Here is an 11,630-nt window from a genome sequence, read left to right on the forward strand (position 1 = left end):
TGTCAGGCTAGTTTGTTGTCATGGTGCACTTGATGAAGTTCCCGGTCCGTGAGTCGCAGTCTCCGGAGATCGCGGTGTCCAGCCAATAGGCGTCCTTTTTCATCAGTCGCATCTTCTTGGCGAAGCCTGCGGAGAAGGCCGCCATGGATCCCTGGTTCTGCACTCCCGAGATGGCCGAGCGTCCGCACACCTCGTTGAAGCTGGGAACCGTTCCAGGGAGATTGCGCAGGTGGATCGTTCCGTTGTCCATTTGCGCGAAGGTCTGCACGCACTCGGAACCGGAGGATACGGGATTGAGGCCTCCCAGCTCGGCCGGCATGCCCCCGCTGTTGTAGCTGGCGTTGAAGGAGAACTCGTCGCAGTTGGGGTCGTCGGCTGTGCTGTTCATCGCCTCTGGGTCGTAGTTCGTCCTGGCCCAGCCGCTCTCGTCGCAGATCTCATCCCGGTTGTCTCCGTCCCGTCCTCCGGGGAGGTAGTAGAGCGGTGTGTTGGCTGACTCCAGGCCGGGAGAGTTGGGCATCGCGTGCTGGATGAGCCACGCGTGTGCGGCGGCCTGGGGGTACTTGGCTGCGTTGAAGGTGTAGGTGGGCGCGTAGTCGGGGAGCACGCAGCCCGCTGAGGTGGTGCCGGTCAGGGTGTCGCAGCGGACCACGTCGAAGCCGCTGGAGCCTCCCAGGCTCCACTGGTAGCCGATGGTCTGGATGGGCTCGTCGTCCGCGGGGTCGATGATCCCGTTGATCTGGACGTCGGGCTTGAACTCGTAGGTCTGGCCTGTGGTGGAGTTGTCCCAGGTGTAGGCGGATGCGATCCAGGCCGTGTGCGTGTCGCCCGCGGTCCAGGTGGGCTGTCCCTTCCAGGCAGACGGGTCGGGTTCGACAGCTGTACAGGGTGAGTCGCACAGGTGCTTGTAGATGCCGAGCTGGATCTGTGCGAAGTCGGCTGGGATGGAGACCGGTTTGACGGTTAGGTACTCCTCGAAGCTGTTGACGCCGTCGAGTTCGATCAGCCGTTGGAAGATGAAGTACGCGGTGGCCTTGACCTCGCCGTTCACGCGGTGATACGCGGGTACTTCGCGGTTCTCGCAGACGAGGGTGCGGGTGGCGCGGGCGACGAGCTTGTCGTCGTCGCACCAGTCGGCGATGCCGGCCGCGCCGCCCGGGTCGTCGGCCGCGGTGAGCTTCTGCGAGCCGCCGGTGGCCCGCGTGCTCTTCTTTCCCCCGGCGCCCTTCGGGATCTTGTACGGCTTGTCCAGGGGCCGCCCGAAGCAGAACTGGCTGCCGTCCTTGACGGGTCCGCAGGACTCCTTGACCTTCTTGTCGGTGGCAGAGGAGGAGGCCTGCGGTGCCGCGACGGAGGCGCTGTCCTCGTCGACGACCAGCGGTTTGGTGACCTTGTCGGTCACCGGCTGGTCGGCCTGGTTGGGATTGGGGCTGTCGCTGTTCACAGGCGGCAGCGCGAGGTCGACGGCGTGGTCCTTCGGATGCCGTAGTCGCCGGGGACGAACGCCACGGCGTCCCATGCGATGTCGTCGTCGCCGGTCCCCGTGTACGTGGAGTTGGACAGCCTGAGCTCGGGGGCCGCGTCGTTGAAGCGGAACGCGCCCAGGTAGACCCACTGGTTGTTGTGGGTGTCCTGGTTGATCTTGACCTTAGCGGTGCCCAGGGCGCTGGGTATCTCGTAGAGCGCGTCCTTGACCTGAGCGCCGGTGTCGGGAATGTGGGCGTAGATCGCGGCCTGCCCTTGATCGACGGCCGAGTTCAGCTTCCAGTCGCCCAGGACGGTCATTCGTCCGCCGTCGCCGCCGAGGTGGTCACCGTCGCGGCTGTGTGCGTACCAGAAGTGTCCCTGGTAGCCGCCGCCGATCTGGCGGAGGTCAGCCTTGGCGTCGTACTGCCCGAGACCCGGACCGGTCGCGTTCGGGTCGGGGTAGAAGGTGAACTGGAAGGCGCCGTCTGTTGTGGTGGTGCCGCAGTTGCTCCAGGTGTTGGTGCCTGCGGGCACGGACTCGACGACCCTCGCGCCCGAGGGTGCGCCGGAGCAGACCGGTGTGCCGTACTGGAGGCGGTAGCCGCGGCCGGGCTCATTGACCAGGGTCTGGTACTTGATGTGCTCGTTGCCGCAACTGGTGGCGCAGTCGGACTTCCAGGTGACGTTGGATTCGTGCCACCAGTACTGGGCGTAGCAGGCGGCGTCGGGGCAGTCGGGTGGGTTGGCCGTGTCGCAGTTGTTCTTGGTGTTGCAGAACGCGTCGAGCGGCGGCGAGACGTGCGCCCGGCGGTATTTGCCGCTTGCTGAATCTGTGACGGACCCGGAAGTGCCGTTCCAGGAGGCGGGGTAGAAGCCGGCGGAGGAGAAGCCGGACTCGCCGGGCCAGTCCTGGCGGCCGGAGGTGGCGTAGGAGTGGCCGGTGTCCTGGGACCAGGCGGCCCAGCCCATCACCTTCTCCTCGTAGGGCCAGTTCTGTGGGTGTGCGGCGTCCTTGGCGGCCAGCGGGTCCAGGTCGGTGTTCATGAAGGCGAGCCGGGAGGCGGGGTAGACGGGGTTGGCGGGGTTGTTGTACCAGCCCAGGCCCCAGTTGCCGTTGGTTCCCGCGTCGGCCTTCTTGTTGAAGCCGAGGTTGTAGTTCCACACGGCGATAAACCAGTTCTCGGGCTTGGCCGGGTCGTCGTTGTTGACCGTGATCGTCTGGCCGGACTGGTGCACCTCGTTCCACTTGTCGGCGAGGATGTAGAGCGAGGCGGCGATGTTGGTGGTGTAGTCGATGGCGATCGCGCGCTGCGTGGTGACGTCCTTGGACTTCTCACCCGGCTTCTCGTATCCGGCCTTGCGCATGCCGTCGGTGACCTGGCCGACGCCGTAGCCGCAGTCGGACTTGTCCCAGTGGATGGTCCAGAAGTCGGCGAGGGATCCGCCGCTCTGGTGGCCGTAGTAGCCGTCGACGGCCGCGAGAGGGCTGCCCATCTGGCCGGGTATGGCACCGGGCTCGGCCTGCCACAAGTTGGACTCCTGCGCCAGGATGCCCAGTTCGACCTGGGCGGGTATGCGCTGTCCGCTGCCGGTGTTCAGCGGCGGGGAGGGAAACGTGCCCTGCGGGTCGATGGTGGAGAGCCCCGTCTGCGCGCGCCAGCCGCCCTGGGTGAGGTAGCCGGAGCGCAGATCGCCGCGGACCGCCATGTCGACGGCCCACTCGACCTGGTTCGGGGTGGGCTGGAGCGCCTGGGTAGCGACGTCGTTGCGGGGCACGGAACACCAGGCGTCGGTGTCGACGGGGTCGTGCGCCCTGGCGTCATCGGCCGTGGTCAGCATGCTCATCGTGGACAGATGCGGCTTCGAGGAACCGGTCAGCACTGGCGACTGCGAACCGCCGGCGGTGCTGCCGGGGGCGGCGACCTTCTGGCTCGTGTGCTCGCCTGTGCGTGGAACCGTACCGGTCACGGTCAGGGCATGACTGGTGTGGCCCGTTGTCGTCTCGGCGGCAGGTTCCTTGGCCGTTGCCCGAGAGAAGCCGCGGCCGGCGTTATTGATGTTGTCGACGCCCGCCTGCACGGCCGGGGAGACCACCGGGTCGACGGCCAGACACCCACGGGTGGAGACCTCCGCGTCCGGCGAGACGTTCAGTGCCTTGATGGCGCTGGTCGCGAAGTTCTTGCCGTGACTGCCATTTCTGACGAGGTAGACCGTGCCGTTGGTGCCTTGGCGCAGGTTCATCTCGATGAGCCTGCCACTCGCGACGGTCGTCTTCCGGCCGTCCGCGTAGGTCTGTACGTTGGCGTCGATGTCGCCGGTGCGGTCGATGAAGCTGACCGTGCCGTCACTGGTCACATGGATGCCGTACGGGGCGTGTTTCGTGGCGGCAAGCCGGGCTGTCCTGCCCTTGCGGTCGACGTGGACGAGCTGGTTTCCGGCGGCGGCGATCACACCGTCCCTGGTGGGGACGGCGGAGGTTATCTCACCCTTCGCGGTGGCGTCCGCGACCGTGGTGCCCTCCGTGCTCACGGTGACCAGACGCGTTTTGGTGTCGTGCAGTGCGGTGAAGACGGCGGTATGCAGGGCCGGACTGCACGTGGGGTCGAAGTAGGCCAACGACACGGTGAACGGCAGCTTGGTGACGTTCCCGTTGTCGAGGTTCACGATCGCGGCGAACGCGCCGCCCATCATCAGGTCGGGCTTGTTGGTGAAGGTACGGGGAGCGTAGACGACGGCCGCGTGATGGTCGTCCATGACGCACTGGTTGCCGAGCCAGGTGCCGGCCGGAAGCTGGGGTTCGCTGAGGACCGCAGCCGTCCTCTAGGCGTAGGCATTCTTGCTGTCGGCAACGAGGAGGTGCAGGCCGTCACTGTCGGCGGCGGCCGTCACAGCCCGGTCGCTGGAAGTCCTCCACCCCTTGCCCAACGTGGTGTCGGGGGCCTTGACGGCGCCCTTCGGAGACGAGGACGCAGGGCTCGAAGTAGTGGATGCGGACTTGAGGTCGGTGGGTTTCGCGGCGGCTGTCTGGGCTTGTATGAGCCCTGGCAGAGCGGCAGTGACGGTGAGGACCGTCACTGCGCTCCGTCTATGACGGGTTGTCACTCGTCCCCTCTTTCTCTACGTCAGTGATGCGGACATCGATGTCCCGGATCGGGATGTCGCCAAGGCTCTCGAAGTTGATCTTCGCGCTCATCGTCTTGTTCGGCGGCAGCATTCCGTCGCTGGAAATCCGGGCGCTTTGCTCAATCCCGGAGTTGGTGGCCCCGATGACAGCCACAGCGATCGCGTAGCTGTACGGCTTGCTGCCGTGGTTGGTGATGGTGAAAGGCACGGTCAGCACGCCGTGCGGTCGGTGCTGCGGCTCATACGCGATCACGTCGTTGCCAGCGGCATACACGAGGGCGTTCCCGTAGTGGTACTGCGCGGGACTGAGCGAGCCGTAGGGACGAATGCCTCGGCAAGTCCGGCAGCGACCAGCACGCCACCTTCACCAACGGCGACTCCTGCGCAGCCTCCAACGTGGTCGTCACCGGCCGCACCAGCCGCTACGACGACGCCGCCTTCTGCGGCCACGACGGCTGGACGGCATGGAGGCCCTCGGACTATCCGTCACTCGGCTACACGGTGTGCTGGAGACCGAAGTAGGACGCCCGTGCGCTGTGGGTCAAGAACTCTGCGCTGGTGACCCATGCGCGAGGTGAGAAGCGGTAGGCACCCTGGCGCTACGCACGCTATGTGCGAGATTCCCGGAGGGAGCACGCCATGCAGAAGTTCGCGCTGTCCGCCGTGGTGCTGGCGGGGGCACTGACGTTGTTCACAGGGCAGACCGCGGGTGCCGCCGTGCCTGAGCACCCGAAGGCCGACACGGCCAGGACCGTGCCGTTGTCGGCCGCCGCGGAGGAGGTCGACATCGCGACCGCCGGCACGCCGGACTGGAGCAGTAGCTGGGAGTGCTCGACGATCGCCGCGGCGCAGGGGTGTTTCGTGACGTACGGGGACCACCTCTGGGTGAAGGACACCAAGCCCGACGGGCTCGCGGCCGATGTCTACTGGGAGAACTACCTGTGGAACGGGAGTTCCTGGGTGTTCTGGCGCAACGGCCGGTGCGAGAACCACCTCGGCTCCGGCCACTGGGGCGGCTGCAACAAGGACTTCTACGAGGACAGCACCTCTCCGAACCCCGTCGGCGGCGAGGGCAGCGAGGTCTGTGTCTGGGCCGAGGTCACCGGTGACGTCGGCCCGGGGTATTGCATGCTCAACGACATGTAGTCCGCCTGGGGGCCCCGCAGTCACGTCCTGCGGGGGCGGGAAAACGCACGGAGGAGTGGGGAATGTGACCGGCCGGCCCGAGGTCAGGTACGACTTTTCTGCGGCGGAAGAAGTGCGCGCAGCACTTCGGCGCCTGAGCGAAGAACTGGGGAAACTGGCTACCTTGCGCAAGAAGAAAATGTCGGTAGATCTCGACGGTCCTGACAGGGCGCCGTACACGACGCCTTGGCGCGGGCAGCGTCGGGAGAGTTTCCAGTCCAATTTCCGGCAGGAGCATGCGGAGTTGGAGCGTTTGGCGGCAGAGGCGACGAGGCTGCGTTCCGCGGTGGAAGCCGCGACGCGTGAAGCGCATAGAGCTCAGTCTCGGCATCACTGAGGGGGCGAGATGGGAGCCGCGTCCGCGACGCCGGAGAAGCTCGTTGAGTACTCCGATGCGATGACCCATGCTACGGGAGAGCTGGCGGCTTGGGTGCGAGGGGTGCTGAACCGCCGCATCTTCGACTACCAGAGCGGGGCCATCGACTTTGGGAACGACATTCCCGGACTGTCCGGAAGCCATCGGGGGCGGGACACGATCGGTATCGAGGTCGACTCCCTCCTGACCAGGATGTATGCCACGGATCAGCAGGTGAGGGCCGTGGGGGACGCCTTCGCTCGCGCTGGCGGCTACTCGACCCTCGATCCGCCCTTCCAGTTGCTGACCGTGGTCCACACGACGGACGCCGCGCTGGATGCCAACAGTCCGCTGGGAATCGCCAGGCGCCTGCTCGGCAACTCCGGCGCGCTGCACCCGATCAATGTGTCCCCGGAGCAACTCAAGGCCGTCAAGGAGGCATCGGCGGAGACCGGAGTGAGTGAACGGCTCCTCCTGGCCATCCTGTGGCAGGAACAGCAGTGGTACCAGAACGACGAGCCCGGTCTGTGGGGGCCGGAGAGGGTCGCCGCATTCTATGCGGACTTCTACGGTCAGGTGGCAAGTAAGTGGGGATATTGGCTGGGGGGCTGGTCGTCCGACGAGCAGGACAAATCGCTCGGGATCACTCACCTGAAGCTGGGCACGGTGCGCAGGGTGATGGAGGCGAATCGCGCCGCCTTCACCATGGACGGGCGGTTTCTCGGAGACCTCAACGACGGGCAGTTGCTCGCCTACGTCGAGCGGAATCCGGATGAGGACATCCGCATCACGGCGTATTACATGAGGTTGATGAGCGAAAACCCCCACGGTGCGAGTTCCGACAAACAGCTGTTCATGCTGTACGCGTACGACAAGGAGGCACGCCGTGATGCGAACGCGAGCTACCACGACGGCGACGGTCTCGCGAACTACCGCCCTCGCGCCCTCAACTGGGACCACCTGCAGCAACCCCTGGACGACGCCGCGGCCTGGGCGTCCCTGGCCGAAGCCCAGCGCCGCCAGGCTCTCGCCCAACTCGCCTCGGAGACCCCACGAGGCCGCCCACTGGACCTCCATCCCCTCTACGCGCCGCCGGGCGTGGCCACGAAGACCACCGGCACGTATCCGTGACGCGTCTTGTCGGGGTCGCGTGGCGCCCTCTTTGCCCAGCGGGTCAACAGGTACGCACGGGTGGTCAATGCCTTGGCGCGCAGGGTGCGGCAGGGTCGGGCAGGGGGCTCCCTGCCGGGACCCGTTCCGCCTGTCGTGCCAGCGCCTTTTGGCGAGCCCGGTGGCAGGCCGACACCGCTACGACGACGAGATGATCACCGAATGGCCAAGCCCTATGAGCACGTCAACTACGACTTCGGCGCAGCCGCCGACGTGTCTTCCCTGCTCGCTGAAGCCACACGTCGCATCAACGAGTTCGGGAACCTGCGGACCAACCAGGGCAAGATCCGGCTGGGGGTCCATCCCTGCGACAACTGGCAGGGTGTCCGGCGCGGCCTGTTCGACGGAAAGGTCGCGTCCGAGCAGGCGACGCTGCGCGGACTGGCCGGCGAGGTGCACAGCCTGCTCCGCGCCGTCGAGCAGGCCACCGCGGAAGCGCACGCGGTGAACACCGGCGCCCACTAGCGAGGAGATCCGACATGGCCCCGCCACCCGGTTCCGGCACGGCCTCCGCCAACCCGGCCCTGCTCACCGCCTACTCCGACGCCTGCACACACGGCGCCCAGGAACTCCAGAACTGGATACGCGCCGTGCTGGCCCCCGCCTTGGAGAGATACCTGACAGGCGCCACGGCGAGGCAGGACGGAGTGAACGTCGACATCGCCGCCGTCAACCGGCTCGTCGGTGTCGTTCAGGACCGCCTGCCCCGGCACATCGCCTCCGTCTACTACACCGACCGGGACGTCCGCCGGGTCGCGCGTCTCTTCGAGGAGGCAGGCACCAGCGGCGGCCCGCTCTTGCCCGGCGTACCCCTCGGCCCGCTCCCGACGCCTGGCACACCGCCCCCCAACCACATCGTACACACGACGGACGGGACGCTGGACCGGTTGGACACCCAGGACGGCGCCCTGCTGGCCCGCCGCCTCGACGTCGCCATGAACCTCGGCGGGCCGGTCCTGAAGACGTACATGAGCCAACTGGCGCAGTACGCGGACGACCCGCTGTTTTGCGCCGGCTACTACAACGCCCTCACCCGCGCACAGTTGGAGCATCTGCCGTGGAGCGCCACCACGGCGCAAGCGCTGGCCACGGCGTTCGCGAGCGGCCAACTCTCGCGCGGTGCGCAGGTCGACATCGCCTATGTCCTCATTGACCGGGACAACGGCGGCGAGGTCCCGACCGCTGTCTTGGCCGGCCTGGCCGCCAACCCGCAGGGCGCCGCCAACTTCACCCGGTACTTGCTGAGCGACCGGAAGGCGCTGAAGGTTTTCCTGCGCGGCCGGGGCTGGGGCGAGGGGTATCCCGGGTTCACCAGTAACCAGCAGCAGGCGGCCTTCATGCGGGGGCTGCTGCGGGTGTTCGCCTCGGCGGAGTCGACAATGACGCCGGACGAGGTGCGATCGCTGGTCGGTGTGGTCGCCGAGAACCTGCCGAAGGGCCTTGACGTCAAGGTCGCGCAGGCCGTCCAGGAAGATCTCCGGAGATTTCTCGTCGTCTCGACCGCCCGCCTGCTGCCGAAGCCTCCCGCCCCGGAACCGGGCGTCCCGTACCAGGTCACCCTCAACAGTTGGGCCGAGAAGTACGGCATGGCGATGCACGGCCTGGTGCCGTACGTGACCTGGCTGCAAGGGATCTATCAGGACAACCAGAAGGCGAACGCCGAACTGCACAACTGGATCGAGAACATCGCCCTGGGAGCTGTGGGAGTCGTCCTTACCGGTGGCGCCACGGCACCGGCTCTCGTCTATGCCGCGAACGGCCTCTATGGTGGCGCGGCGGGCGAGATCCAGGGGCACCTCGATCACCTACTCGGCCTGGGGACCGGACCCAAGGGCCCGCTCAACATGGAGAACGAGCTGCACAAGGGCGCCATTCTCGCCATGGTCGTCGCGGTGTACGGAAGGGGGCTCGGTGATCGCAGCCTGCCGGACATCCTGCGGGACACGGGCCTGGGGCACTTGCTGTCGTCGGTGGAGCAGGGGCACTGGCCCGATCCGGTGAGCGACAAGTGGGCCACGGCTCAGAAGCTGCGCATGGGTCACGGCGGTACCCGGCTGCAAATGCTGCTCGACGCTCTCCAGTCTCACTTCAAGTAGTTGCCGACGCAGGGGCGTCTCGGAGCCAGCAGGTGGTGGAGAAGGCGTCGAACAGCACCCGTCACGTCACTTGCGTCGGCACAGCCCGGTAGTCGTCGTGTGCGGTAACAGCCGGTGGACGGCCTCGCCCTCTCACGCCCGCAGGGCGCGCCAGGTGTTCACGCCGACCTGGCCGTCGACGCGGAGGCCGTGGACGCGCTGGAAGTGCTTGACCTCGGTGAGGGTGTCCGCGCCGAAGTCCCCGTCCACGCCGGCCGGGCCGATGTTGTAGCCGCGGGCCCTGAGGATGCACTGGACCTCCTTCACGCGGTCGCCCTTGTTGCCGTAGACGGTGAGGGCGGTGCCCGAGTAGTACGTGCATGACTTCCAGGGCTCGGGCGCGGGGGTCGGCTTGGGGGGCGGCGGCGCGGGGGCCGTGGTGGTGTGGGTGGGTTGGCCGGGGCCCGGATCCTGAGGAGGGGCAGGGGTGTTGGTCGCGGCCGGAGGCTGTACGGGTGGGGCGCCGCTGCCGCCCGGCGGTTGAGCCGGAGGCGCGGCCGACGTGGGATGCCGTGTCGCCGTGTGCCGCGGCTTCCCGAGGGAGGTGTGCGAGGGCGATGACGTCGCCGTGGCCGAAGAGCGCTGTCCTGCACGCGAGTTGGCGGCGCCACCGCCGTGTCCTGACCCCTGCCCCAGGCCGAGGACGGCAGCGGCTGCTGCGGCCACGACCGCCACGGCCAGCGGCCACCGCCGCTTGGCACCGGGCTGCTCCGGCGTGCGCTCCGGTGTGGTGCGGCGCAGGACCGTCAACTGGTCCATGGGAGGCACCACCACGGCCGTTCCTCGCCACTCGGCCCGGCTGTCGATCACCTCGGCGATCTGCTCCGGCCACGTCTCCCCGCGGGTGTGCTCCCGCGTGACATCGGCGACGTCCTGCGGGCTCGGCCGCCGCGCCGGGTCCTTGTCCAGGCATTGGGCGACCAACTCGCCGAGGGCCGCGTCGCGCTGCCGCACCGCGGTCAGCACATCGTCGCTCGGCGGCGCGTAGATGACCCGGTGGATGATGTCGCCGCTGATTCCCTCGCCGAAGGGCGCGGAGCCGGTGACGGCGACGGCGAGTACCGAGCCGAGGGAGAAGACGTCGGAGGCCGTGCTGACCTCGTGGCCGTTCGCCTGCTCCGGCGACATGAAGGCCGGCGTCCCCAACTGCTGCCCGGTCATGGTGAGGGAGCTGGCGTCGACGGTGTGTGCGACGCCGAAGTCGATGACGCGGGTCCCGTCAGGCCCCATCAGGACGTTGGACGGTTTCAGGTCACGGTGCACAATGCCGGCGGCGGAGATCGCGGTGAGCGCCTGCGCGATCTCGTATGCCAGCCGCCACACGACCGGTGCGGGCAAGGGCCCGTAGCCCAGTACGGCGTCGGCCAGGCTGAGGCCGGGCACGTAGGCGTTGGCCATCCACAGGAGTTCGTCCTGGTCGAGCCCGGTGCCGAGCAGTTCGGCGGTGTAGGCGCCGTGCACCCGGCGTACGGTCTCGATCTCCCGCTCGAAACGGCGCCGGAACCGTTCGTCCTCGGCGTACTCCGAGCGGATGACCTTGACCGCGATCAGCGAGGAACTCGCGTACGTCCCCTCCGCGGACGCGTCCCGCGCCAGGAACAGCCGCCCCATCCCGCCTCCGCCCAGCCGGGCCAGCACGCGGTACGGGCCGATGTCCCGCGGGTCCGAGCGGCGCAGTGGCTGCGCGCCGAGCAGCGCGCAGTCCTCGGCTGTCACTTCGGTGGGGTGCTGCTGTCCGGTTCCGGCCGGGACCGGATCGGTGTCGGGCATGAGGGCTCTCCCGGGCGTCGTCTGCCGACCCTGCGAGGTCGGGGTATCCTCAGTGCGTTCCACCCGCGATGTCGATGGCTTTGAGGATGCGCTGCACCTGGCCCTGGAGGTCGTGCAGCGAGGTCTGCATCTTGTCCAGGTCCCCCTTCGCCTGGGGCCACACTTCGTTGCGGAACCTCTGCGCCAGCGGCCCGTCCCAGTGGTTGGGGTCGCTCAGGGTCTGGCCGTGCTTGTTCAACTTGGCGATGGCCGACGCGAATTCGCCGGTGATGAGACCCATCATGCTCGTGACTTCCGCGTGGGCGGCGTCCGTGGAAAGGATCCTTGCCATGTCGCTCTCTCCTTGCTGAACGGTATGTCGGGTCTACCGAAATTCTCGGATCCGGTGCCCGCGGGCGTCATTGATCCCCAGCGCACAGCCCTTG

11 protein-coding genes are annotated in these 11,630 nt (G+C 67.6%); 6 read left to right on the forward strand and 5 right to left on the reverse strand.

Annotation, left to right across the window (positions count from 1 at the left end; all coding sequences use genetic code 11):
- Nucleotides 1-7: 7 nt before the first annotated feature.
- The 3 genes from ACZ4UV_RS45245 to ACZ4UV_RS45255 all read right to left on the reverse strand — a co-directional run bounded on the left by ACZ4UV_RS45245 (nt 8) and on the right by ACZ4UV_RS45255 (nt 4,864).
- On the reverse strand, nt 8-1,444 hold the full coding sequence (locus tag ACZ4UV_RS45245) for a hypothetical protein (RefSeq protein ID WP_467846783.1): 1,437 nt from the start codon (nt 1,442-1,444) through the stop codon (nt 8-10).
- Nucleotides 1,441-4,221, reverse strand: a complete 2,781-nt coding sequence (locus tag ACZ4UV_RS45250; RefSeq protein WP_467846788.1) for a golvesin C-terminal-like domain-containing protein — start codon at nt 4,219-4,221, stop codon at nt 1,441-1,443. The genes ACZ4UV_RS45245 and ACZ4UV_RS45250 overlap by 4 nt, the downstream gene beginning before the upstream one ends.
- A 331-nt stretch (nt 4,222-4,552) precedes the next feature.
- Nucleotides 4,553-4,864, reverse strand: a complete 312-nt coding sequence (locus ACZ4UV_RS45255) for a DUF4352 domain-containing protein (protein ID WP_467846792.1) — start codon at nt 4,862-4,864, stop codon at nt 4,553-4,555.
- Nucleotides 4,865-4,986: 122 nt separating this feature from the next.
- Between ACZ4UV_RS45255 and ACZ4UV_RS45260 the strand changes: the two genes are divergently transcribed.
- From ACZ4UV_RS45260 to ACZ4UV_RS45285, 6 genes are all read left to right on the forward strand, one after another.
- On the forward strand, nt 4,987-5,112 hold the full coding sequence (locus ACZ4UV_RS45260; protein WP_467846795.1) for a hypothetical protein: 126 nt from the start codon (nt 4,987-4,989) through the stop codon (nt 5,110-5,112).
- A gap of 117 nt (nt 5,113-5,229) precedes the next feature.
- Entirely contained in the window at nt 5,230-5,736 is a 507-nt protein-coding gene (locus ACZ4UV_RS45265) for a hypothetical protein (RefSeq protein ID WP_451018240.1), read from the forward strand.
- Between the two features lie 64 nt (nt 5,737-5,800).
- The gene (locus ACZ4UV_RS45270) at nt 5,801-6,112 is read left to right on the forward strand and encodes a hypothetical protein (protein WP_451018241.1); all 312 of its coding nucleotides are present in this window, start codon (nt 5,801-5,803) and stop codon (nt 6,110-6,112) included.
- A gap of 9 nt (nt 6,113-6,121) precedes the next feature.
- A complete protein-coding gene (locus tag ACZ4UV_RS45275; protein ID WP_451018242.1) occupies nt 6,122-7,261 on the forward strand; it encodes a hypothetical protein in 1,140 nt (379 codons plus the stop codon).
- 201 nt (nt 7,262-7,462) lie between these two features.
- Nucleotides 7,463-7,765, forward strand: coding sequence for a hypothetical protein (locus ACZ4UV_RS45280; protein ID WP_451018243.1), 303 nt, complete (start codon nt 7,463-7,465; stop codon nt 7,763-7,765).
- Nucleotides 7,766-7,779: 14 nt separating this feature from the next.
- Nucleotides 7,780-9,396 (forward strand): hypothetical protein, encoded by a 1,617-nt coding sequence (locus ACZ4UV_RS45285; RefSeq protein ID WP_467846805.1) that lies wholly within the window; start codon nt 7,780-7,782, stop codon nt 9,394-9,396.
- Nucleotides 9,397-9,528: 132 nt separating this feature from the next.
- Here the strand turns inward: ACZ4UV_RS45285 and ACZ4UV_RS45290 are convergent, their stop codons facing one another.
- Entirely contained in the window at nt 9,529-11,205 is a 1,677-nt protein-coding gene (locus ACZ4UV_RS45290; RefSeq protein ID WP_467846807.1) for a protein kinase domain-containing protein, read from the reverse strand.
- A gap of 49 nt (nt 11,206-11,254) precedes the next feature.
- On the reverse strand, nt 11,255-11,536 hold the full coding sequence (locus ACZ4UV_RS45295) for a hypothetical protein (protein ID WP_451018246.1): 282 nt from the start codon (nt 11,534-11,536) through the stop codon (nt 11,255-11,257).
- Nucleotides 11,537-11,630 lie beyond the last annotated feature (94 nt).

Source organism: Streptomyces sp. NPDC028289 (genome assembly GCF_055565975.1).